We start from the raw sequence: 23,662 nt of genomic DNA, 5'->3' as shown, positions 1-23,662 counted from the left end.
CATGCCGGCCCAGCGACAGGAATACGTCGTGGAAGCCTCAGGTGCGTCGGGCCCGATTCTGGACACCGGCGTGATCGATGAACTGAACCAAAGCGGAGTGGCGGGCGTCGGCAAGCCCGCAGCCGCGGAAGTCTGCGACCGCGCGGGCAGCGCGGGTGCGCACCCTTCGCTTGGCACTGCCCCTGACGACCTTGCCTACGTCATCTTCACCTCGGGGACGACGGGCCGACCAAAGGGTGTGCGGATCAGTCACCGCAACTGCATCAACACCATCCTCGACGTGAACCGGCGGTATGGGGTCACCTCCGCCGATTGCATCATCGGATTGTCGTCGCTGGGATTCGACCTGTCGGTCTACGACGTGTTCGGGGCGTTTGCGGCAGGCGCGACGGTGACGATGGTCGGAGACGAGCGCGACGCCGATGAAATCCTCGACGTCTTGCGGGAAGAGCGGGTCACGCTGTGGAACTCCGCGCCCGCCCTTTTGGAGCTCGCCCTGGTCCGGACGTCGGACGACGACGTGTTCCCGGATGTGCGCACCGTATTGCTTAGCGGCGATCGCATCGCAGCGGGGCTTCCGGCGCGCGCCATGGACATGTTCCCGAACGCGTCGATCAATAGCCTCGGCGGTGCGACCGAAGGAAGCATTTGGTCCATCTACTGCCCGCTGCAACGCGACAGCCTGGAAAACCGCATTCCCTACGGGTACCCGCTGGCGAACCAGGGCATTCACGTGCTCGCGCCCGACGGGGTGCATTGCCCCGTCGGCGTGCCGGGGGAAATCCACATCAGCGGTCTCGGCGTCGCGCAGGGGTATGCGGCCGATCCAGAGCGGACCGCTGCCGCCTTCGTGGATGTCCCAGGCATCGGGCGCTGCTACCGGACCGGAGACGTGGGCATCTTCAACGCGGAGGGTTTCGTGGAATTTCTCGGCCGCCGCGATCGTCAGGTGAAAATCGCGGGCTTCCGCGTCGAACTCGGAGAAATCGAATCGGTCCTCGAGCGGTCCGGCCTGGTGACCGCGTCGATGGCGGCGGTCGTCGAATCGGGCGGTCGGGGACTCCTGGCGTGCCTTTACGTTCCGGCGGACGACATGACCGGCTCGCGGGATGTCGTCCGGGCCGAGCTCGCCCGCTGCTTGCCAGCGTACATGGTACCGACGGTCCTGCTGCCCGTGGCGCACCTGCCCGTCACCGTCAACGGGAAACTGGATCAGGAGGAAATTCGTAGGCACGTCGGCGCCGCGGGCGGCGGGGCAACGGCCGATGGCGAGGTCGCCGGGGCGGAGGCCGGAGCCGCGGGCGCGGCTGGTTCCGTCGCCGTCCCCGGGGCGATCGAGTTGGTGTCCGGAGTCTTCGACGAGATCCTCGGGGAAGCCCCGTCGACGAGTGCGGCGGATCCGGCATGCGGCGCGGGAGAGTCCTTCTTCCGCCGCGGCGGCGATTCCCTGCAATTCCAGGTTATGATGCGCGCGATCCGGCAGAAGACGGGCGTCCGGCTCCGTTTCCGCGACGTCATCGCCGACCCGACCATCGCGCACATCGCCGGCCTTGTCTCGGAGGCCATGCGGGAGTCCGGTGCCGAGTCTGAAGCCGTCGCCGAGGCAGTGTCTTCCCTCGATTGTGCCGGCGGTGCCGGTTCAGTCGCAGGAGGCGTCCGAGAATCCTCCGCGAGTGCCCACGGGAAGGATCCGGTGGAACAATTCGGGGACGACCCCCACGCGCCGTTCCCCCTGACCGACATGCAGAAGGCCTACTACGTCGGCCGGAACTCCGGGTTCGAGCTGGGCGGCGTCACCGAGCACTACTACATCGAATCCGTCACCGAACCCGGTACCGACATCGACCGCCTGGAGGACGCCCTCGACAACCTCATCCGCAGGCATCCGATGCTGCGCGTCGTGTTCACCGCACAAGCCACGCAGCGGATCCTGCCGGAGGTTCCGCGCTACCGCATTGCCGTCGCCGACTACCGGGCCGCCGATGAGGCGACCGTGGTCGAGGCGGTGCGGCGCAAGCGCGATGAGCTGAGCCACCAGGTATTCGATCTGGGCAGCTGGCCCTTGTTCCATCTGTCGGCGTTCGCGCTCCCGGACGGGCGGCACCGCCTGTTCTTCAGCGTGGACATGATCATCGGAGACGGGGCGAGCCAACGGATTTTCATCGACGACCTGGACAAGCTGTACCGGGGAACGGAGCTTCCGCCCGTCACCGGCGACTACCGCACGTACGTCTTGGAGATGAAGCGCCGGGAGGCTTCGGCGGTCGGGCGCGGCGATGAGACGTTGACTCGGACGGTGGTCGAGGACTTCCCGCCCGGCAACACCCTTCCATCAATCGGTGCGGCCGCGGACGTGGATGTGCCGCGGATGCGTCGCCTGTCGCACACGTTCACCGCTGAGGAAACCGCACTGTTGCGGGAACGGGCCAGCGCCGCCGACGGCAGCGTGTCCGCACTGCTTCTCGCCTGCTATGCGACGAGCCTGTCGCTGTGGTCGAGGGGGGATTCGGTCGGCATCAACATCACCACGTACAACCGTGATCCCGAAATCGCCGACTTCGCCGGCGTCTTCGGTGATTTCACCGGCGTCATTCTGATGCCGGTGAAAGCGGCCGCCGACTATGACCTCCGTTGGTGGACGGCGGAACTGCGCGACCGGCTGCTCGGGCACATGGCGGCCGGGTACTCCGGGGTGTCGTTGCTCGGCGCCATCGCGCGCCACCGGGGTCTGCCCGTCGGACAGGCCATCGCGCCGTTCGTGTACACCTCGTTGCTGTTCGGCGAGGGTTCCGCGGCAGGCGATGGCTCGGGCAGGGGTGCCCACGTCCTGGGTGACGTCGATTACGCCATCTCCCAGACCCCGCAGGTGCTGTTGGACAACCAAGTGATGGAGGTTGGCGGGCGTATCAACGTCGCCTGGGATTTCGTCGAGCAGATCCTGGAACCGGAACTGGTGGAGGACATCTTCGACCACTACATCAGGTCGGTGTCGGGCTTCGCCGGGGGCTGCCCCGAAGCGGCGCCGCTGAGCGTCGGCCAGGTTCGGCGCCTGCGCCTGGCGGTCGGGGGCACTTCTTCCAGCGGTGGGGCGATCGGCGACGGCGTCGCGGGCGCGTCATCGGCGGAGCGCGACAGGTCGGGCGCGATCTCGAGGATCGCATCCGGGGAACTGATGGGCCGAGTTCGCGAATACCTGACGGTCATCACCGGGATGGTCCGGGCCGACCTAGGCGGCGCCGAAGCCGGCGCGGACGACGACCTGTTCCTCCTCGGCTACGACTCCCTGGGATTCGTGAATCTGATGCAGCGGATCCAGGACATCACCGGGGCATCGGTGCCGCTCGCGGAAGCGCTGGCCAAGCCGACGCCACGTGGCGTGGCCGAGCTCGTCGGCCAGTCGACGGCCACGCCGACCGACCGGCGGGACGCGGATGATCCCGGCGCGTCGGCCGCGGACCGTTCGCTGGTCCTATTGCGCAGCGGCGATGAGGCGCACCCGATCTTCCTCGTCCACGGCGGATTCGGCACCGTCGACATCTACCGAGACCTGGCCCTCGCGATCCCCGGTGGCGGGCAGGTGTGGGGCGTCGGCTTCGCGGAGTTCGAGAGACCATTCCCCCACGCCATCGGCATCGGCGACATCGCGGCCCACTACTCGGGCCGGGTCCGCGAGGTGCTCGTCGACGGTGCCGCCCCGGCGATCGTCGGATGGAGCCTCGGCGGCACCATCGCGGCCGAGATGGTGCTCCGTTTGGCCGATCTTGATCCCGCGCTGGTGTTTCTCGACAGCCTGGCTCCGGGGATCGCGGTCGACGTCGGGGATTTCGGCGCGGAATCCGAAAAGGGGCTGCTGTCCCGGGTGGTGCCCTCGATCGCCGATCTCCCGCACGGAACGCCGGTTGCCCGCCTCTGGGCGGAGTTCGGCGGGGTCGATGAGACCGACGAGGAACGGGGGGCCCGTCTGCGTGCCCTGGCCGCAGCAGTCGCACCGACGCTCCTGGAGGACCTTGGGCTTTCCGGCGACCGGGTGACGGCGACGGAGTTCAACTCGCTGCGCTCGCTCATCGATGCCCGCACCCGGTACCGGCCCGAGGGTCGGGTGAGGGAGGCGCTGTTCGTTCTCCCCGATGACGGCGAGGCTCACAACCACGACCAGTGGCGGGACCACCTCGTCGATGACCTCTGCGTCGCCGGCGTCGCGGGAAACCACTATTCGTTCGTCCTCGGAGAGGATGCCGCGCTGACCGGGGCCCTCATCGGGGAGTACATCGAACGCCGGCGCCGAGCGCCGGAAACGGACGACAGGGCAGCGGACCCGTCGTCCGAAGGAATCGACCGGTCGCGGGACCGGGGAAACGAGATGGAAAATGACTGACCGACGAAACGGCGGGGAAGCACGGGACCGCGACGCGGGCGAACCCGTGAAAGTGCTGGTGGCCGGAGGTACCGGCGTCACCGGACGGCTCGTCCGGGGGATGCTCGGCGTCGTCGACGGGATTGAGCTGGCCTACACTTCCCGGCAGAAGCCAGACGATGGCCCGGGGCGGCACTTCCCGCTGAGGATCGCCGCCGGCCACAACGAGATCTGCAGGGTCTTCCGCAAACACGATTGGGTGGTCAACTGCACCGGCCCGTTCGAGGTGCACGCAGACTCACTCGCCCGTGCTTGCATCGACTCAGGCACCGGGTACATCGACGTCAACGATTCGATCGACGCCCGCCGCGCGATCATGGCCCTCGACGGGGATGCCCGGCGGGAGGGGGTTCCCGTGCTCACCGGGTTCGGTCTGTGCCCGGGCTTGTCGACGGCCCTGTTGGTGCTCGGGGCCCGCGCCGCGGGCGCCGAAGAGGTCCGCGATGTGCGGGTCGATCTGCGAATCGGCGCCGACCAGGAATCCGGGGCCGCGGCGGTCGAGTCAATGTTCCGGACTATCCGCGGCGGATACCGCACGATGCTCGGCGGCACCATCGTCGAGGTGCGGCGCAACCCGGTGTCGTCGCAAAGCGGAATCAGCTACGAATGCCCGGACATCGACGTCGTACGCGAGGTGTGCCCCTCGATCCGTGGATATTCCTACCACGTCGCCTTCGATGCCCTCCCCGATGAGTCGGTGGAGAAAATCCGCACGTCGAGACTGTACTCGATGCCCGTTGTCTCCGGTCTGCTCGCCCGTCTCGGGGCGGCCGTGACATCGCGGAAGGCGCGGGCGAAGGGCACTCCGCAACCCGCCGAGCTGGTCGTCGCACTGTCGTCCGCCGGCGCGGGCGATGCGGGCCCGGCGGCCGAGACGACCGTCGTCCGGGCGACCGGCCCGGGTTCCTACAAAATGACCGCGGCGATTGCTGCCGCCACAGTTGTGGCGGTCGCGGGGAAGCCGGTCGCGCCGGGGTGCCGGGATCTCGTCGGCCACCCCCGGCTCCTCGAACCGGTCCTCGCCTTCGCCCGCGATGCGGGCATCCATATCGAGGTGCCGCATGACAACCCGACCACGGGGCCGCTGCCGACAGCGGCCCACTGCGATACCAAAGAAAAGGGGAAACGATGACGGATCAAGCTGAACGAGGTGCGGCGATCGTCGTACGCGACCTCACGAAGAGCTACCCGATTGCGGGCAAAGCGGGCACCCCGCCCGAAGGCGGGCGCAAGGGAAAGCGCGGTGCCCGGATGCGCAAGCATGTGCTCGACGGCGTGAGTTTCACCGTGCCCGCCGGGGCGATCGTGTCGTTCCTCGGTCACAACGGCGCAGGCAAGACCACCCTCATCCGAATCCTGTCGACGCTCATCACCGCCGACTCCGGCGAGGTGAGCATCTTCTCGCGCGATGTGAAAGAGAACCCGGCGGGCGTGCGCGCTGACATTGCCACCACCGGCCAATTCGCGGCGATCGACGAGAACCTCACCGGCCGGGAGAACCTGGAGTTCTTCGGGCGGCTGCGCGGACTCGACCGCGCCGCCGCGGCCGCCCGCGCGACGGAACTGCTCGCGCAATTCTCGCTCGCAGACAGTGCCTCGACGCTGGCGTCGGCCTATTCGGGTGGCATGCGGCGCCGCCTCGACATCGCCGCGTCGCTGTGCGTCGTGCCCAGGCTGCTGTTCCTCGACGAACCCACGACGGGGCTGGATCCGGTCAGCCGCGAAGAGCTGTGGGGCTTCATCCGGCAGCTGCGAGACGACGGAATGACCCTGGTGCTGACCACCCAGTACCTGGAAGAGGCGGAGGCGCTGGCCGACCACGTCCATCTGCTCAAGGATCGCCGCATCGTCGCCAGCGGAACGCCGGAGGAATTGCGCCGCGACTTCGGGTCGCACGTGCTCCGCGTGTCCTTTGCCACCACCGCCGAGGCGGAGGCGTTCGCCCGCTGCCTCGGAGGAACGTGCCTGGACGGCGCCCGCGTCGCGGGGAAGTCGGTGTCCCTCGACGTCGACCCCGGACCGCGGGTCCTCGAGGCGGTGGCGCAGGCGATGGAGGCCTCGGAAGCGTTGCCGGATTCGCTGAGCGTGTCGCCGCCCACCCTCAACGAGGTATTCATATCGATGAACGCAGGGGGTGCGGCGCGATGAGTGCGACGTCGGTCGCGGCGTTTCTCCGTCGGGATCTGCTGCTGTTGCGACGCAACACCGCGTCGCTGATTTCCATGTTCGTAGTTCCGCCCCTCTTTCTGCTGTGCCTGTACGCGGTGTTTGGGTACTCGGCGGGGCAATCCGGCTTCGGGTACCTGCGTTTCGTGCTCGGCGGCTGCCTGTTCCAGGCGGCGATGTTCACCGCCGCGGCGTCGGCGATGGCGGTGGGACAGGACGTCGAATCCGGGCTCGTTGACCGCGTGCGCGTGTTGCCCGGGGCCACAGGCGGCTATGTCGCCGGCAGGCTCGTCACCGATGTGCTGCGGATGTCCGCGTCGATCGCGGCGCTGCTGGTCGTCGCGTGGGCCTGCGGCCTCGACATGGCTGTCGGTGACGTCGCGTGGACTGTCCTGTGGTCGCTGTTCGCCGCGGCGGTCCTGTCCCTGGTCACGGACGGGGTGATCCTGATGGTGCCCGCCCCGGTGTCGACGGCCTCATCGATCCAGGCGCTGGAAATGCTGCTGCTCATGTTCTCCACTGCGTTCATTCCGGCGACCGCTTTGGACGGCTCCCTGCGCGACGTCGTACGTCACATGCCGTTTTCGCCGATCATCGAGGTGATCAGGGCGGCGTCCCCGGATGCCTTCCCGGATAGTGCCGGGGAAGAGGCAGCCCTGTGGCTCGGTGTCGCGGCGGTCGCCGGAATCGTCCTGTTCATCCGCCGGTTCACCTCGAGGAGCGAATCATGATCGGCCCCATCTTCGTGCATCTGCGGCGCATTGCCCACATTTGGCTGCGGCGCCCCGACTTCTGGTTCATGACGTTCATTGCTCCGCTCGTGTACCTGTTCATCGTCAACCGCATGTTCGGTGGCCTGGTCAGGCAGCTCACCGGAGAGTTCGAACTCCCGAACGCGGTCATCCTGGTCGTGACGACGTGGGCGTTCATCTTGGCCATCACGGGATCGTCCACTGTGTTCGTTGAACGCAGCAATGGCCTCCACGAGCGGTTGATCACCATGCCGGCGCCGTACGCGGCCGTGCCGGCCGCACGGATCATCGCCGAGTTCATCCGGATCATGGCGATGTCGGTCGTCGTCGTGGCGGTGGCCGCCTTGCTTTCCGACAGCCCCCCTGAGGCGTCCTGGTGGTGGAGGATCGCGGTGACCGGCGCGATGGTTGCCGCGGCGGCCGCATGCACCGGCACGTACATCGCGTTCTCCATCACCAGCCCCCAGGGCTCCGTGGCCCTCATCCCGTTAATCATCGTTGCGATGTTCGTCAACACGGTGCTCATGCCCGCCGACCACTTCCGTCCTCTCCTGCGCGGAATCGCCGGGCACACCCCCGTATCCGCGGCCGGCGAGGCCGTCAACGGCAACGGGGCTGCGGGTCTGGTGGTCTGCGCGGCCTGGTTCTTAGGCATCGCCGTGCTTGCGGCGTGGGGCATCGCCGTGAAAACGAGGCCGGGGGAGTCTGCATGACGGGCACGTCCACGGGGGCATCGCCGCCGACGATGGCCCGCGAACCCGAGCACCTAACCCGAAACCGCCGCGTGGACGCGGCCCACACACCCCGGAGACAGAACCAGATGAAGTCGATTGCCCAGATCGTCCAGAACAACCGCAGACTCCTCGCGGCCTACGAGGACAAGGTCCAGCCGAGGTTCCTCAGCCGCTATGCGCGTGAACCGATGGACGCCGCCGCCATGTATCGGAAGCTCCGTGCGCTGGATCCCGGGCCGGATGCACCGGCCCGGGTTCTCGACCTCGGTTGCGGAACCGGGTGGCTCGCCCGCATGCTCGCCGCCGAGCCTCGCTATCGCAGGGCGAACATCGTCGGCTACGACCTGTCGCCCAATGCGATTCGCATCGCCCGCGAACGCGCCGCCGTCGAAGGGCTCGGGGCCCGGACGGAATTCCACGTCGCCGACGTCCTTGCGCCGCTCGCGGGAGAGCCCGGCAGGACCGATGAAATCTGGGTGTGCGGCGCGCTCCACCAAATGAAGGATGCGGGTGCCGCGCTCGGCAGGGTCGCCGGGCTGCTCGCCGACGGCGGCATCGCTTACGTGCAGACGTTCGCCGAGGATCCCGACGTGAACGAGCGGGTCGACATGGCCGTCATGGCGAAGATGGGCCACCGGGTGTTCCGGGGCAGCGAGCTCGAGGACCTCGCCGAAGCCAACGGGCTGAAGCTGGGCGGAGCCTCACACGCCGGCATGGTGTACTTCTGCACTCTCACGAAGAAAAGCGCGATCGGGGAGGCGGGCAAGTGAGCGCCGTGGACGGGACCGTAGGCCCGTGGTCGCTGCTCGCCCCGATCCGGACTCGGATGCGTGCGGTGGTCGCGTTATCCGTCCTGTCGTCGGTGGCTACCGTTGCTTCGCTGGTCGGCATCATCGACATCGCGATGACGTACCCGGAGGCCCCGGAGCATCGGACGTGGTTGGCCGTGGCTGTCATCGTCGTCGCCGCAACGGTGCGCATGGCCGCGGACGGCGCCGCCGGCATGCTCTCGCACCGGGCGGATAACGACCTGCAGCTCCACCTCCGGCGCCGGCTGGTCGCCCAAATCCGGAAGTTGCCGCTGGGCTGGCTGGACGCCCGGCGCTCGTCGGGAATCATCGGGTCGGTTGAGAAGGACGTCGCGGCTGTCCACCAGCTCATGGGCCACACCGTCGGTGAGACCGTGGTGGCGGTGCTGGTCCCCCTGCTTTCCCTCATCGCGCTCGTCGCGGTGGATTGGCGGATTGCGGCGGTGGCGGTCGTCCCGGTGCTGGTCACCTTCGCCCTGATGGGCGTAATGATGTCGCGTGGCGCCGGCCTTCAGCGCGACTACGAGCGAGCCTCCGAAGGAGTGACGGCCGCGGTCATCGAGTTGGTGCGCGGCATCCCGGTGATGAAGTCCTTCGGACGCGCCAACCAGGGCTCGGGCCGCTACGATGCCGCGGCGTCGTCGTTCGTCCGCGCGTGGTCCGCCTGGTCTCGGCAGTCGAACGTCTATCTTGGGCTCATCGACGTGGTGACGTCTCCGATCACGGTCCTCGCAGTGGTGTGCGGCGCCGGCCTCGCTCTGAGGGACGCCGCGGGCGGCACACCGGAGGGCCTCGTCGCCGGGCTGGTTCTCGGCCTTGGATTCTCCGCGGCGATCGTGCGGGTGGCCATGAACTCCGAACCCATCATCGCGGGGATCGCGGCCCTGAAATCCATCGCGGAGGTGCTGGGCACGCCGCCGATCGCCGAGCCCGCCGATCCGGTGCCCGTGCGCGGGGGCGCGCTCGAGGTCCGGAACCTGGTCTTCTCCTACGGGGATGGGCCGCGGGTCCTCGATGGGATGTCCGCGACGTTCGAACCGGGGACCCTCACGGCGTTGGTGGGGTCCTCCGGTTCCGGAAAGTCCACCGTCGCCCGGTTGTTGGCGCGTTTCCACGACCCCGTCGAAGGCTCGGTGCTGCTGGGCGGCGTCGATCTCCGCGACATCGCCGTGCGCGACGTGCACCGCTCGGTGTCGGTGGTGTTCCAAGATCCGCAGTTGCTCACGCTGCCGTTGCGGGAGAACATCCGGCTGGCCAAGAGAGACGCCACCGACGGCGACATCATGGCGGCCGCGAAGCTCGCGAACCTCGATGCGGTCATCGAGGCGCTGCCGAAGCGCCTGGATTCGGTGGTCAACGTCGACGTGACCTTTTCCGGTGGCGAGGCGCAGCGCGTGGCCATCGCGAGGTCGATCGTCACGGACGCGCCGGTGCTCATCTTCGACGAGGCAACCGCTTACGCGGATCCGGCTTCCGAGGCCCTCATCCAGTCCGCAATCGAGCGTTTGGCCCGTTCGCGGACGGTGATTGTGATCGCGCACAGGTTGAGCACGATCCGCAACGCCGACCGCATCCTCGTTCTCGATGGGGGAGCGGTCGCGGAGGCGGGTACCCACGACGAGTTGCTTGCGCGCGGTGGCCGCTACCGGGATTTGTGGCGCGCGTTCGCGCTCGACGACGAACCATCCGCCCCGCGGGGCATTGAATCAGACGATGAAAAGGCGGGGAACCGATGATTCGGGACTTGTGGTCGATGACGGATCGGCGCTCGAGAATGACGCTGGCGTGGCTCATTGCGTTGGCCGCGCTTGCCGCGCTGGCCCAGGGAGCGGCGTTCGTCGCGCTGCTGCCGCTGCTGTCGGCTCTGGCCGAGGGAGATGATGCGACGGCGTGGCGTTTCACCGGCGTCATCGCCGGCCTCGCGGCCGCCCATGCGGTGCTGTCTCTCGCCGCGGGGACGGTCGGCAGGGCGAATTCCGCAGCGGTGCTGTCGTCCCTGCTGCGTTCCCTGGGCGAACGCGTGCTGACGTTGCCACTCGGGTACGTCACCAAGTCCACGGCCGGCCGCTTTTCGGAGATGGCGTCGTCGGGTATCGCGTTTGCGGCGTCCGTGCCGCACGTGATCCTGCGGCCCGTCATCGCCGCGGTGGTTGCGCCGACCGTCATCGCCTTCGGAATTCTGGCGGTGGATTGGCGCGTCGGTTTGGTTCTCGTCGCGTCGGCGCCGGTGATCTTCTTCGCCTACCGGGCCATTGGCCGGGTCGGCGGGGAGTCGGACGAAGCGCATGCTGACGCCGTCGCTGCCGTCTCCGGAAGGCTGATCGAGTTCACCCGCTGCCAGCAGGCGATTCGCGCCGCGAGCGACGGTTCGGCGGCGGACGCGATGGTGGATGAGGCGATCCGGGCCCAACACGATGCGTTCGCGAAGGCGACGTCGACGCAGGGGGCGGCCATCGGACGGTTGAGTTCGGTCGTCCATGCGGTGTTCACGGCGGCGGTAATCGTCGCCGTGGCAGTCGCCGCGACGGGCGGGATGGCGCCGGCGCATTTGGCGCCAATGCTCATCGTGGTCGTCCAGTTCACCGGACCGATCACCACGGCGGGAGCGTTGTCCGGCGGTTTCGGTGCGGGCCGCAACACGTTGGCTGCGTTGCGTGATCTGCGGGCAATCCCCGCCCTTCCCGAACCTGCCGCACCGGAGCCGCCCGACGGGCATGACGTGGAGTTCCGCGGCGTGAGCTTCGGGTACGGGGATAAGAAGGTTCTCGACGGCGTCAGCTTCCGTGCACCTCAGGGAGCGCTGGTTGCCGTAGTGGGACCGTCGGGGGCGGGCAAGACGACGGTCATGCGGCTGCTGTCGCGTTTTCATGATCCGGACTCGGGGGAGATCCTCATCGGCGGGGTGCCCTTGCCTCGAATCGGCACAGACGGCGTGAACTCGCTGGTGACCCCGGTGTTCCAGGAGACGTTCCTTTTCGACGCGTCCGTGCGGGACAACGTGGTCTTCGCCGACCCCGAATTCGGTTCCGGGCCCGGTGACGGGGACCGCTTGCGCGAGGCCGCCCGGCGTTCCGGGGTGGACCGCATCGTGGAGCTGCTGCCTTCCGGGTGGGATACCCCGGTGGGGGAGGAGGGGACGCTGCTGTCGGGAGGCGAGCGGCAGCGCCTCGCCATCGCCCGGGCGCTTCTGAAGGATTCCCCGGTGGTGCTTCTCGACGAGCCGACGTCCTCGCTGGATGCGGCCACTGAGCGGGCGATCGTCGGCACGATGGAGGCGTTGCGCGGCGATCACACCGTGATCGTCGTCGCCCATCGCCTGCACATCGTCCGCGATGCCGACCTCATCGTCGTGCTTTCAGAGGACGGGACGGTCGCAGAACGGGGTACGCACGATGAATTGCTGGCGAAGGGCGGTCGCTACGCCGAGTCGTGGGCGTGCCGGACGGGGAGCTCCCCGGGCGCCTGATCCTCATCACCTGGTCGATGCCCTCACGGGCGCCCTGCCGCAGCTTCCCGAATCCCACCGCCAGACGCTCGGTGGACAGAGCGAAACCGCCGACGAAAACGCCGAGCAGCACGAACACCGACGAGCTGTAAAGACTGAAGCTCCCGGGAACGCGAAAATAGCCCCCTTTTCTCATCCCAGTGAAAGTTGGGAGGGAAGGGGGGGGGGCTCGTTGCTGCCATTTGCCTCTATCTGCTACCGCCCGTGCACCTGGTTCTGAGCAATTTCCAGCCCGTGGCTGGCGATTAGCTCCACTGCCTCCGCCGCGGTGGGCAGGGTGAAAGCGAGTTCCTCGCGCTCCTTGGCATTGAAGTTGTGCAGCACATAATCAGCTGGATCCTGGCGGCCCGGAGGACGACCAATGCCAATGCGCACGCGCATGTAGTCCTTCGTGCCCAATGACTTCGAGGTCGAACGCAGCCCATTGTGGCCATTCTCGCCACCGCCACGTTTGAGGCGGACCACGCCCGGGTCCAGATCTAGCTCATCGTGGACCACCACGACGTCGGTAGGTGCGATGTTGAAGAACTTCGCCAGCGCCGCGACCGGCCCGCCCGACAGATTCATGTACGTCCGGGGTTTAGCCAGAATCACCTGTCGCTCGCCACCATCGGAGGTTTTAAACCGAGTCTGCACAATCTCAGCGTTGGACTTCTTGTGCACGCTAAACGACGACGGCATCGGAGAAGTGCGGCTAGCTAGTTCATCTAGCACCAGATGTCCGACGTTATGGCGGGTGAGTTCATATTTGGGCCCAGGGTTGCCGAGGCCCACGACAAGTAGAGGCGTGGTGGAGGCGTTCATGAGTTCAATCTTGGCACACGGTAAGCAATCTTTTGGTTTTGGGGAGTGCAAAAAAGGGACGGACAAGAGCGTCCGTCCCTTTTTTGTTAGCTAAGCGTGAAAGCCTGTATTGGCTCAGTCAGCTAGAGCTATTCAGCGCTTAAATTACTCAGCGGATTCCTCAGCTGGCTCATCCGGGGTCTCAGCCTCGCCCATGCCCTCGATGTCGGCATCGACGTCACCAGCCGGCTCCTCCTCCGGCTCGACGATGTTGAAGATGAGCAGGTCAGCGTCGTCGGTGAGGACCAGGCCCTCTGGCAGGGTAACGTCGCCGGCGTGAACCATGGTGCCGACCTCTGCACCCTCGACGGAGACCTCAATCTCTTCCGGAATAGCCAGAACCGGTGCGTTGACCAGAATGGTCTCGGCATCCTGCATGAGCAGGGCACCCGGAGCGAGCTCGCCAGTCGGAACGACCGGAACCTCAACCTCAACCTTCTCGTCACGGTGAATGGCGAGCAGGTCAGCGTGGTCGATGTCGAGAGTCAGCGGGTTCTGGTCAACAGCCTTAACCATGGACAGCTGGGACTCGCCCTCGATGTTGACGTCCAGAACAGCGTTGACACCGTGGTTACGGATGACAGCGTGGAAATCCAGAGTGTCAACGAGGATGTGCTTCGGAGCATCCAGGTCAGCGCCGTAGATGACAACCGGGATGTCGCCAGCAACGCGGGCACGGCGAGCGGCACCCTTGCCGAACTCGGTGCGGTTACGAGCATCAATCTTGATGATGTTGGGCTTTGCCATGAAAATGGACTCCTAAACGATTCGATACTGAGTCGTCGAGTCGAGCACGTGCCGCATCCATGCCTCTGTGGGCGCAAAAGTTGGGCTGCGAGCGTCGCGTCGATAACGGCAACCAGCTACTGTGGTCGCCCTCGCCGAGACTTACCGGAAAAATTGTAGTGGACTAACAGGTCAAACAGCAAACCCCGCCACCACCAGCAAAACTAGGTTGCTGGTCGCAGCGGGGTGCCCGTCGGCAAGCGGAAAGAGCTTATGCCTGGCCCTCGAAGAGAGTGGTGACGGAACCGTTTTCGAAGATCTCGTGGATCGTCTTAGCCAGCAGCGGCGCAATTGGCAGGACGGTCAGGTTGTCCCAGCCCTCGGTGGACTGCGGCAGAGTATCGGTGGTGATGACCTCGCGGGCACCGCACTTCGACAGGCGCTCGCGAGCTGGGTCAGAGAAGACACCGTGCGTGGTAGCGATGATGACATCCTCAGCGCCAGCCTCACGCAGCACCTTGACAGCGCCGGCGATGGTGCCGCCGGTGTCAATCATGTCGTCGATGAGTAGACAGGTCTTACCGGAGACCTCGCCGACCACACGGTTGGCGACAACCTGGTTCGCGACATCGACGGAACGGGTCTTGTGAATGAAAGCCAGCGGGGCATCGCCCAGGGTGTTGGCCCACTTCTCGGAAACCTTCACACGGCCGGCGTCAGGGGAGACCACGACGAGGTTGTCCAGGGAGTAGTTCTTCTTGATGTACTCCGACAGAATCGGCATGGCGTGCATGTGATCGACCGGGCCGTCGAAGAAGCCCTGAATCTGGTCGGTGTGGAGGTCCACGGAGACGATGCGGTCAGCGCCGGCGGTCTTGAGCAGGTCAGCGACCAGGCGAGCGGAAATCGGCTCACGGCCACGGTGCTTCTTGTCCTGGCGGGCGTATGGGAAGAACGGCAGGATAGCGGTGATGCGCTTGGCCGAACCGCGCTTGAGCGCGTCAATCATAATCAGCTGCTCGATGAGCCACTTATTCAGCGGTGCCGGGTGTGCCTGTAGCACGAAGGCATCGGAACCGCGGACGGATTCCTCGTAGCGCACGAAGATTTCGCCGTTGGCAAAATCACGAGCGGTCATCGGGGTCAGCTCTGTGCCGAGCTCCTTGGCAACTGCCTCGCCCAATTCCGGGTGTGCCCTTCCGGAGAAGAGCATGAGGTTCTTTTGGTTATCGATCCACTGGCCGGTCATCTGCCGTCTAGCCTTCCTGGTCTTCCTTGTTGTTGTCAGCGTTGTCAGCTACCTGCGCCGCCTGCGCTGCCTCAGCAGCAGCGGTACCTGGACGCTTCCGCTCGACCCATCCCTCGATGTTGCGCTGACGGCCACCACTGACCGCCAATGCTCCCGGAGGAACGTCGTCCTTAATAACAGTACCTGCACCTGAGTACGCACCATCACCCACGGTCACCGGAGCGATGAACATGGTGTCGGAGCCGGTGCGAACATGCGAGCCGATAACGGTGCGGTGCTTGTTGACACCGTCGTAGTTCACGAACACGCTGGAGGCGCCAATGTTGGAGTGCTCGCCAATCTCCGCATCGCCGACGTAGGTCAGGTGCGGAACCTTCGAACCGTTTCCGATCTGCGCGTTCTTCGCCTCTACGAAGCCACCGAGCTTCGCGCCGACACCGAGTTTGGTGTTCGGGCGAATGTAGGTGAACGGTCCGACCGTCGCATCCTCGCCGATCTCCGAATCGGAACCGTGCGTACGCACGACGCTGGCGCGCTTGCCGACGACCATGTTGGTCAGTGTCGTGTCCGGTCCCACGGTGGCCCCGTCGCCAATCACAGTCTTGCCGTGCAGCTGGGTGCCCGGCAGAATCGTGACATCGCGTCCGATCTCCACCTCAACATCAATCCACGTGGTGTCCGGATCGACGAGAGTGGCACCTGCGCGCATAGCTTCCTCGCAGGTGCGGCGGTTGAGCTCGCGGCCAAGGGTAGCCAGCTGTACGCGGTCATTGACACCGGCGACGACGGTGGCGTCGGCGAGGCGGTGGCCGCGCACTGAGCGGTCGGCCTCCCGGGCGATGCCAATGACATCGGTGAGGTAGAGCTCGCCCTGGGCATTGTTGGTGTCCAATTGCTTGAGGGCGTTTGCCAGGGTCTCGGCATCGAATGCGTAGACACCGGAGTTGACCTCGGTGATCTCACGTTCCTCGTCGGAGGCGTCCTTTTCCTCCACGATGCGCAGAACTTCGCCGTCGGCGTTACGAACGATGCGGCCGTAACCGTGCGGGTTTTCAGCAGTGGAGGTCAGCACGGTCACGGCAGCGCGTGGCTTGCGGTTGTGTTCTTCGAGCAGCGCCTGGAGCGCTTCGGAATCCAGCAGCGGAACATCGGAAGTGGTTACCAAGATGGTGCCATCGAAATTCTGCAGCTCAGGGTGTTCCAGTGCGCACTGAACAGCGTGGCCGGTACCGTTTTGCTCTTCCTGCGGGGCAATGACGACGTCGTTGGAGTGCTCGGCCTTCTCTGTCCAGGTGCCGATGGCGTCGATTACCTTTTCGCGCTGGTGGCCAACGACAACAGCAATCTCATCCGGACTAATGCCCTTGGCGGCATAGAGCGCGTGCTCCAACATGGTGCGACCGCCGATAGCGTGCAGCATTTTCGGCGTATCGGATTTCATTCGGGTGCCTTGACCCGCGGCGAGAATGACCACAGCGGTGGCCGAACCGTTTGACATGAAACTTGCTACTCCTCGGTCAGGGTGCATCACGGTCACGGCGGGGCGAAAAGTCACTTCTTAATTAAGGGGCCGGCCCCCCGCTTGCTCTCCCACCAGGACTCGAACCTAGAATGCCGGTACCAAAAACCGGAGTGTTGCCATTACACCATGGGAGAATGGGGCGAACGCGAAAAAATTGCATGGCTGAGTCGACTCAGCCGGCTCGCTTGCGCCTGCGATATACGATAGCAAGACTTTAGCCACTAATCTAAAAGCATGGCCTCTAATTCTCCGAGACGACGTATGACCGGTCCACAGCGCAAAGCTCAGCTGACAGAAGTCAGCCGTGGAATCTTTGCCGCCAAGGGGCTTGATGCCGCCTCAATGGAGGAGATCGCTGCCGCAGCCGGGGTGTCAAAGCCGGTTGTCTACGAGCATTTTGGTACCAAAGAGCGGCTCTACCAGGCAGTCGTCGACCAGGAGATGAAGACCCTGGAGGCCACGATTAGGGAAGCGTTGTCCCTGGGGCGCTCGCGTTACCGCATCGAACAGGCGGTGTTGGCATTGCTGACTTATGTCGAGGAAAACCCGGAGGGATTCTCCATTATTTCTCGCGACCCCGGTGTGGCGGGTGGCTATGAGACGCTGCTGAATAATGCCACTGAGTCGGTTACGCCTATCCTCTCCGAGGCTTTCAAACGCGCTGGTTTCGACCCGGCCATGTCGGTGCTCTACGGAAACTGCATGGTCGGTATGGTTTCGCAGACTGCTCGCTGGTGGATGGAGAAGCGCAGTCCGGATAAAGAGACGGTGGCGGCGCACATCGTGAACCTGTGCTGGAACGGGCTGGCCGGCATGGAGGGGGCCCCGACTCTGCATGGCTCCGCTGATGTACCAGCGGCCGCTGAGGGCGCGAAGTTCGGAGCAGGTGCTGCGGCAGACCCGATGCAGGTGGCGGAGAACGGCTAACCAGCGCGCAGGGTGAATCCGGGGTGCATGGTTATATTGGGGCTATGCCAACTTCTGCGTCTTCCTCGGCGAAAGCCACACCCAGCATTCTGCCGAACCCGCTGTCGGGGCTGGAAAGCCTCGTTGTCACGGATCCTCAATTTGTCGGCGTGCTCGGGCGCGTCGGCGAAGACGGGCTGGCGCTCACGGGTGCGGACGCGGTGCGTTCGCACCTTATTTACGCCATGTCCACGAAGGTGCCGGTGCTGGTCGTCACGGCTACTGGCCGTGAGGCGGAGGACCTGACTGCCGAGGTCAAGTCGATGATCGGCGACCGTGTAGCTATGTTCCCCTCGTGGGAGACGCTCCCGCATGAGAAGCTTTCGCCGGCTGTGGATACTGTGGCGCAGCGTCGTAAGGCGCTTTACGACGTTCGCCGGGGCAAAGTCGACGTTCTGATTGCGGCGGTGCGCTCGTTGGTGCAGCCGATTGTGGACGACCTCGAGGCTGAAGCCAGCGCGCCCATCCACATCCAGCTGGACCAGGACTGCGAGAACCTGGTTGAGCGGCTGGTGCATCACGGCTATTCGCATGTGGACATGGTCGGCAGGCGTGGTCAGTTTGCCGTGCGTGGCGGCATCGTCGATGTCTTCCCGGCGACCGAAGAGCTGCCGGTTCGTATCGAGCTCTGGGGTGACGAGGTTACCGACCTGCGCGCCTTTTCCGTCGCTGACCAGCGCACGATCTCTGAGATAGAGGTCGACCAGCTGGATATCTTCCCGTGCCGTGCACTGCTTATCGACGACGACGTGAAGGGCGCCGCGGAGAAACTCGCCACCACGCGTTCTGGACAGGTCCAAGAAATGCTCACCCGCATCGGTGATGGCCAGTGGGTGGAGGGCATGGAGTCGCTGATCCCACTGATTAGTCAGCATCCGATGAAGATGCTCACCGAGGTCATGCCGGAGAAAACGCATGTGCTCATGTGCGGGCCGGAGCGCATTCGCTCTCGCGCGCAGGACCTGATTAGTGCGGGCGAGGAGTTTATGGCCGCAGCGTGGGAAACGGCCGCGATGGGTGGCTCGGCGCCAATCGCCACCGATGGTCTGGAGCCCAGCGCTTACCGTAGCTTGGCCTCTATCCCGATGCCCACCTCGTGGCATATTTCCCCGCCCGGCATGTTGGAGGCGGGGGTCACCGAAGATGATGTGCTGCCGCTAACCTTTGAGCCTGGGCCCGCGCCACGCGGTGACTTAAAGGAAATTGGTCACCTGATGAGGCAGCTGCGCGATGCCACGGTCGCGGGGGAACGAGTGGCGTACGTGGCGGCGACGCCCGCGGGCGCGCGTCGGCAAGCGGAAAGGTTTAGGGAAGCCGGAATTGCGACGCGCATGGCGGCGGGCCCGGAGTATCCCGAGTCCGGGAGAATTACCGTCTACCAGGGTGTTTTGCACGGCGGCCTGGTGTTCCCGCGTATTCCCGGTGGCGCGCTGACTCTGATTACTGAGCAGGACATCACGGGTAACCGCATCGCGGAAGGTGCCCTTGGTGGTCGCCGTAAACCGGCGAAGCGCCGTGGTCGCGTGGATCCGCTGGCACTGAAGGCCGGCGACTATGTCGTACACGACACTCATGGCATCGGTCGATTTGTGAAGCTCACTGAGCGCACCATCGGCACGGGCGAGGATCAGGCTCGCCGCGAGTACGTGGTGCTCGAGTACGCACCGAGCAAGCGCGGAGGTCCCTCGGACCAGCTCTACGTGCCGATGGAGAGCCTGGATCTGCTGTCGCGCTATGTCGGCGGCGAAAAGCCCGCGCTGTCGAAGATGGGCGGCTCGGACTGGAAGTCCACCAAGCGCAAGGCCCGTGGCGCTGTCCGCGAGATAGCGGAAGAGCTGGTCAAGCTCTACGCCGAGCGTCAAGCCGCGCCGGGCCACGCGTTCGCGCCGGATACGCCGTGGCAGCAGGAGATGGAGGATAACTTCCCCTTCACCGAGACTGAGGACCAGCTGCAGGCCATCGACGAAATCAAGTCCGACATGGAAAAGCCGGTACCGATGGACCGCGTGCTCATCGGCGATGTCGGCTACGGCAAGACCGAGGTGGCACTGCGTGCTGCTTTCAAAGCGGTTCAAGATGGCCGTCAGGTAGCAGTGTTGGTGCCGACCACGCTGTTGGCACAGCAGCATTTGACTACTTTCACTCAGCGTATGGAGGGCTTCCCAGTCACCATCCGCGGGCTGTCCCGCTTCACCTCACCGAAGGACTCCAAAGAGGTTCTCGAAGGGTTGAAGAATGGGACGGTCGATATTGTTATCGGCACGCATCGTCTCTTGCAGACTGGCGTGCAGTGGAAAGAACTCGGTCTGGTCATCGTTGACGAGGAGCAGCGTTTCGGCGTCGAGCACAAGGAGCACATCAAGGCGCTGCGTCACCACGTCGACGTGCTCACCATGTCCGCAACGCCAATTCCGCGCACGCTCGAAATGTCGATTGCCGGCATCCGCGAGATGAGCCAGATTCTTACCCCGCCGCAGGACCGCCACCCGGTGCTGACATACGTCGGCGCGCAGTCTGACAAGCAGGTCGCCGCTGCTATCAGGCGCGAGCTGCTTCGCGACGGCCAGGTGTTCTACCTGCATAATAAGGTGGAAACCATTGACAAGGTCGCACAGAATATCCGCAATTTGGTGCCCGAGGCCCGTGTGGTAGTGGCCCACGGTCAGATGGGGGAGGAGCAGCTGGAGCGCACGGTCGAGGGCTTCTGGCAGCGCGAGTACGACGTGCTGGTGTGTACCACCATCGTGGAGACCGGCCTGGATATTGCCAACGCGAATACGTTGATTGTGGAAAACGCTCACCATATGGGTCTTTCCCAGCTGCACCAGCTGCGTGGTCGCGTGGGCCGTTCCCGTGAGCGCGCCTATGCCTACTTCCTCTACCCGGAGAATCAGACGCTGACGGAGACTTCCTACGACCGTCTGTCCACGATCGCGCAGAACAATGACTTGGGTGCCGGTATGGCCGTGGCCATGAAGGACCTGGAAATGCGCGGAGCCGGAAATATCCTCGGTGCGGAGCAGTCCGGTCACATTGCCGGCGTCGGCTTCGACATGTACGTCCGACTGGTTGGCGAGGCCGTGGCTGCACTGAAGGCAGTGGCCGATGGTGAAACTCCGGATGCTTCCGATAACGAACCGAAGGAAGTTCGGATTGATTTGCCGGTGGATGCGAATATTCCGGCCGAATATGTGTCGTCGGAACGCCTACGTCTAGAGGCGTACCGCAAATTTGCTGCCGCCAGTGCGCTGGACGATATCGACGTAGTGCTCGAAGAGCTCGTCGACCGTTACGGAACCCCACCCATTGAGGTGGAGAGACTGGCGGTTATTTCACGGCTTCGAATTATTTGCCGGGAATTCGGCGTGCATGAAGTTCAAGCCATGGGGGCGCACATTAGAATAACCCCTATGGAGCTTGCTGACTCCAAGCAGGTGCGTCTCAAGCGCCTGTATCCACAGGCGACCTATCGTGCGGCAACGCGCACGGTTTCCGTCGGAATGCCGAAGGAAGGGCGAGGGTTGCGGGCAAAACCTGTCCGCGATATTGCATTGGTGCAGTGGGTAGCAGACTTCTTGACATCGATGGCGGGAATTCCACGTATGGATATCTCGCACATGGGAAAGGACTAGAAAACGTATGACTATCATCAAGCTCGATAGCCGCTTTCCAACTGCGATTCCGCTGGAAGCCGCTAGCCTGCTGACCGGTGAAGTCAGCTACACCGAAGAAGTCCCGATCCGTGTGCGCTGGGCAATCGCCGACGCCGGTGGGCACTCGGTGTCTCGGGCGGAGATTCTGGTCACCACCGATATGGAAAATGATGAGGTACTCGATCGCCTCGATGCGGGCGAGAAAGTCTACTCGGTCGAGCTGGATGATGCGCCGGACCCAGCAGCTCCAGCGGACCCGGCCGCTCCGGTTGCCGCGGCTCCCGTGCAGGAGTCGGCGCCGGAACCAGAATCGGAACCAGTGGCAGAACCGCTGACTCTGCAGGAACAGCTTGCCGCAGCTCGTCTGCCCCACGTCGTCGAGGCTGTGGACATCATGGCGGCCGCACGGCGCACGGGGCAGTGGGAAGCTCGCCAGACGCACAAGAGCCTGCTGCCGTATCTCATTGAAGAGACCTACGAGTTTGTCGATGCAGTCAACGAAGGCGGTGACATTCGTAGCGAGCTGTCAGATCTGCTGCTGCAAGTCCTCTTCCACGCTGAAATCGCTGAGGACTTCGACTTCGACGACGTGGCGACCGACTTTATTTTGAAGATGCGAGCTCGTCAGCCGTACCTCTTCGACGGCACTGTGGCCGAGGGAGAAATGGTCTCGGAGGAAGAGCAGGAGCGACTGTGGACTTACGGCCGCGGACGTCCGCGCTCGAACCCGGCTACGCAGTTGCCAGCTCTGACTTTGGCTGAGGAAGCCATCCGCCGCGCACGTGCGCTGGGACTGTCCGATGCCGACATTCCAGTGGAGATTCTGGTCCCGACCCCGGGACTGGAGACTGAGTCCGGTGCTGAAGAGCGGACCCGACAGGCTTCACGCGCATTCCTGGCTGAGCTGGCCCAGATGGAGAATCAGCAGGCCGGTAGTGCTGAGCAGTGGGCAGCGGGCAGCGAAGATAACGAAGGGGCTGAGGACCTCGGCCCGTCGGAAAGCGACAGCTAGTTTCCAACAAAAGTGATTTCTGTCCTCGAGTTTGAGTGATTTTTACGGTTCACCCCGTAGAGTAATTCCCCATGCCTTCTAATTCTCCCTTTGATGAATACGCGCACCCCGCACCCCGCGGGGCGAAGTCGCGTGGCCGCAGTAGGGGGAAAAAGAAGTCCTCGCGAGGCTGTGGCTGCCTCGGTCTAACCTCCCTGGCGGTGCTGATTATCATTGGCACGGTTGGGGCGTTGGCGATGTTCACTGGACCCGTTATCCCGTCGTTGACCAAGAAGCCGATTCCGGACAATGTGCCGCCTGCCGCGGCTGAGCCACCGCCGATGATTGATGTCAACGCGCCCGGGCGCACCTCTGAACAGCTCCGACAGTGGGCGCAGCAGATTTCCCCGAAGACGGGGATTTCTGAGGACGCCCTCCGCGCCTACGGCAACGCATATGTGATTGCGGCCGAACAGTTCCCGAACTGCCACCTGGAGTGGAACACGCTTGCAGGATTGGGCAAGGTGGAGACTAATCATGGCACGTACTCGGGCAATTGGCTCAAGCCGGCGCATATCGGTGCCGATGGGGTAGTGCGTCCGACGATTATCGGCCCGCCGCTGGACGGCACGAATGGCTTCGCCGAGGTTCTCGATACTGACAATGGCGAACTCGACGGTGACACAGAGTATGACCGCGCTGTGGGGCCGATGCAGTTTATTCCCGAGACATGGCATCGCTTTGCGATGGATGCTTCGGGTGATGGTGTCGCCGACCCCAACAACATCGACGACGCGACTGCGACAACCGCACGGATGCTCTGCAGTGGGGAACGCGACCTCGCCACCCCGGAAGGGTGGGCATCTGCAATTCGCTCATATAACCAATCTGAGCAGTATCTTCGCGATGTTCGGGACGCTGCGGCGAACTATGCGCTGAATCAGCCCGCATAGGGTGAAAAGGATTTAAGGCGAAGGTTGGCAAACCGTGCCACAATTGGAGTCATGTGCCGGAACGGTTCCGGCGGAAAGGTGACCTATGGCTGCAATCATCGAGTTGAACGCACGCGAAATTCTGGACTCCCGTGGTAACCCGACCGTTGAGGTTGAGGTGCTGTTGGAAGACGGCGCTGTGGGCCGCGCTGCGGTTCCGTCCGGTGCCTCTACCGGTGTACACGAGGCTCACGAGCTCCGCGATGGTGAGGATCGTTACCTGGGCAAGGGTGTCCAGAAGGCTGTCCGCGCGGTGCTCGAGGAGATTGAGGACGCAATTATTGGCCTCGAGGCTGAGGATCAGCGTCTGGTTGACAAGACCATGATTGAGCTGGACGGC

Annotated in this window: 16 protein-coding genes, 1 tRNA gene and 1 pseudogene; 13 read left to right on the top strand and 5 right to left on the bottom strand. The window is 64.5% G+C overall.

What is annotated here, in order from left to right; translation table 11 throughout:
- From HMPREF3011_RS03270 to HMPREF3011_RS03235, 8 genes are all read left to right on the top strand, one after another.
- Positions 1 to 4,375: AMP-binding protein (locus tag HMPREF3011_RS03270; protein ID WP_070841133.1), on the top strand; the 4,375-nt coding region annotated here is incomplete at its 5' end.
- On the top strand, positions 4,368 to 5,546 hold the full coding sequence (locus HMPREF3011_RS03265) for a saccharopine dehydrogenase family protein (RefSeq protein ID WP_038626236.1): 1,179 nt from the start codon (positions 4,368 to 4,370) through the stop codon (positions 5,544 to 5,546). The genes HMPREF3011_RS03270 and HMPREF3011_RS03265, both read left to right, overlap by 8 nt.
- Positions 5,543 to 6,562: an ABC transporter ATP-binding protein gene (locus HMPREF3011_RS03260; protein ID WP_038626234.1), complete on the top strand. Its 1,020-nt coding sequence runs from the start codon at positions 5,543 to 5,545 to the stop codon at positions 6,560 to 6,562. The genes HMPREF3011_RS03265 and HMPREF3011_RS03260 overlap by 4 nt, the downstream gene beginning before the upstream one ends.
- Positions 6,559 to 7,311: an ABC transporter permease gene (locus HMPREF3011_RS03255; RefSeq protein ID WP_038626232.1), complete on the top strand. Its 753-nt coding sequence runs from the start codon at positions 6,559 to 6,561 to the stop codon at positions 7,309 to 7,311. Before HMPREF3011_RS03260 ends, HMPREF3011_RS03255 begins: the two co-directional genes overlap by 4 nt.
- On the top strand, positions 7,308 to 8,045 hold the full coding sequence (locus HMPREF3011_RS03250; protein WP_038626230.1) for an ABC transporter permease: 738 nt from the start codon (positions 7,308 to 7,310) through the stop codon (positions 8,043 to 8,045). Before HMPREF3011_RS03255 ends, HMPREF3011_RS03250 begins: the two co-directional genes overlap by 4 nt.
- Positions 8,046 to 8,152: 107 nt before the next feature.
- Positions 8,153 to 8,836: an SAM-dependent methyltransferase gene (locus HMPREF3011_RS03245; protein ID WP_070560192.1), complete on the top strand. Its 684-nt coding sequence runs from the start codon at positions 8,153 to 8,155 to the stop codon at positions 8,834 to 8,836.
- The gene (locus HMPREF3011_RS03240) at positions 8,833 to 10,611 is read left to right on the top strand and encodes an ABC transporter ATP-binding protein (RefSeq protein WP_070560116.1); all 1,779 of its coding nucleotides are present in this window, start codon (positions 8,833 to 8,835) and stop codon (positions 10,609 to 10,611) included. Before HMPREF3011_RS03245 ends, HMPREF3011_RS03240 begins: the two co-directional genes overlap by 4 nt.
- Entirely contained in the window at positions 10,608 to 12,341 is a 1,734-nt protein-coding gene (locus tag HMPREF3011_RS03235; RefSeq protein ID WP_070841132.1) for an ABC transporter ATP-binding protein, read from the top strand. The genes HMPREF3011_RS03240 and HMPREF3011_RS03235 overlap by 4 nt, the downstream gene beginning before the upstream one ends.
- Positions 12,342 to 12,575: 234 nt before the next feature.
- On the opposite strand, the gene pth is transcribed toward HMPREF3011_RS03235, so the two are convergent.
- From pth to HMPREF3011_RS03210, 5 genes are all read right to left on the bottom strand, one after another.
- On the bottom strand, positions 12,576 to 13,184 hold the full coding sequence (gene pth / locus HMPREF3011_RS03230; protein ID WP_070560114.1) for an aminoacyl-tRNA hydrolase: 609 nt from the start codon (positions 13,182 to 13,184) through the stop codon (positions 12,576 to 12,578).
- A gap of 144 nt (positions 13,185 to 13,328) precedes the next feature.
- Positions 13,329 to 13,970, bottom strand: coding sequence for a 50S ribosomal protein L25/general stress protein Ctc (locus HMPREF3011_RS03225; RefSeq protein ID WP_038626221.1), 642 nt, complete (start codon positions 13,968 to 13,970; stop codon positions 13,329 to 13,331).
- Positions 13,971 to 14,220: 250 nt separating this feature from the next.
- A complete protein-coding gene (locus tag HMPREF3011_RS03220; protein WP_016423206.1) occupies positions 14,221 to 15,198 on the bottom strand; it encodes a ribose-phosphate diphosphokinase in 978 nt (325 codons plus the stop codon).
- A gap of 7 nt (positions 15,199 to 15,205) precedes the next feature.
- The gene (gene glmU / locus HMPREF3011_RS03215; protein ID WP_038626219.1) at positions 15,206 to 16,696 is read right to left on the bottom strand and encodes a bifunctional UDP-N-acetylglucosamine diphosphorylase/glucosamine-1-phosphate N-acetyltransferase GlmU; all 1,491 of its coding nucleotides are present in this window, start codon (positions 16,694 to 16,696) and stop codon (positions 15,206 to 15,208) included.
- A gap of 87 nt (positions 16,697 to 16,783) precedes the next feature.
- A tRNA-Gln gene (locus HMPREF3011_RS03210) sits at positions 16,784 to 16,854 on the bottom strand.
- A gap of 100 nt (positions 16,855 to 16,954) precedes the next feature.
- Here HMPREF3011_RS03210 and HMPREF3011_RS03205 point away from each other — a divergent pair.
- From HMPREF3011_RS03205 to eno, 5 genes and pseudogenes are all read left to right on the top strand, one after another.
- On the top strand, positions 16,955 to 17,647 hold the full coding sequence (locus HMPREF3011_RS03205) for a TetR/AcrR family transcriptional regulator (RefSeq protein WP_141737464.1): 693 nt from the start codon (positions 16,955 to 16,957) through the stop codon (positions 17,645 to 17,647).
- Between the two features lie 44 nt (positions 17,648 to 17,691).
- Positions 17,692 to 21,318 (top strand): transcription-repair coupling factor, encoded by a 3,627-nt coding sequence (gene mfd, locus HMPREF3011_RS03200; RefSeq protein ID WP_070560112.1) that lies wholly within the window; start codon positions 17,692 to 17,694, stop codon positions 21,316 to 21,318.
- A gap of 7 nt (positions 21,319 to 21,325) precedes the next feature.
- A complete protein-coding gene (locus tag HMPREF3011_RS03195; protein ID WP_038626213.1) occupies positions 21,326 to 22,351 on the top strand; it encodes a MazG nucleotide pyrophosphohydrolase domain-containing protein in 1,026 nt (341 codons plus the stop codon).
- Positions 22,352 to 22,422: 71 nt separating this feature from the next.
- Positions 22,423 to 23,283 (top strand): lytic transglycosylase domain-containing protein, encoded by an 861-nt coding sequence (locus HMPREF3011_RS03190; protein WP_038626204.1) that lies wholly within the window; start codon positions 22,423 to 22,425, stop codon positions 23,281 to 23,283.
- A gap of 85 nt (positions 23,284 to 23,368) precedes the next feature.
- Positions 23,369 to 23,662: pseudogene (gene eno, locus HMPREF3011_RS03185) on the top strand (phosphopyruvate hydratase); the annotation flags it as partial.

Origin of the sequence: Corynebacterium sp. HMSC074C04 (assembly GCF_001838295.1) — a bacterium.
Classification (GTDB): Bacteria; Actinomycetota; Actinomycetes; order Mycobacteriales; family Mycobacteriaceae; genus Corynebacterium; species Corynebacterium amycolatum.
The sequence above is the reverse complement of the archived record's forward strand: the minus strand, read 5'-3'. Positions and strand labels throughout refer to the sequence as shown.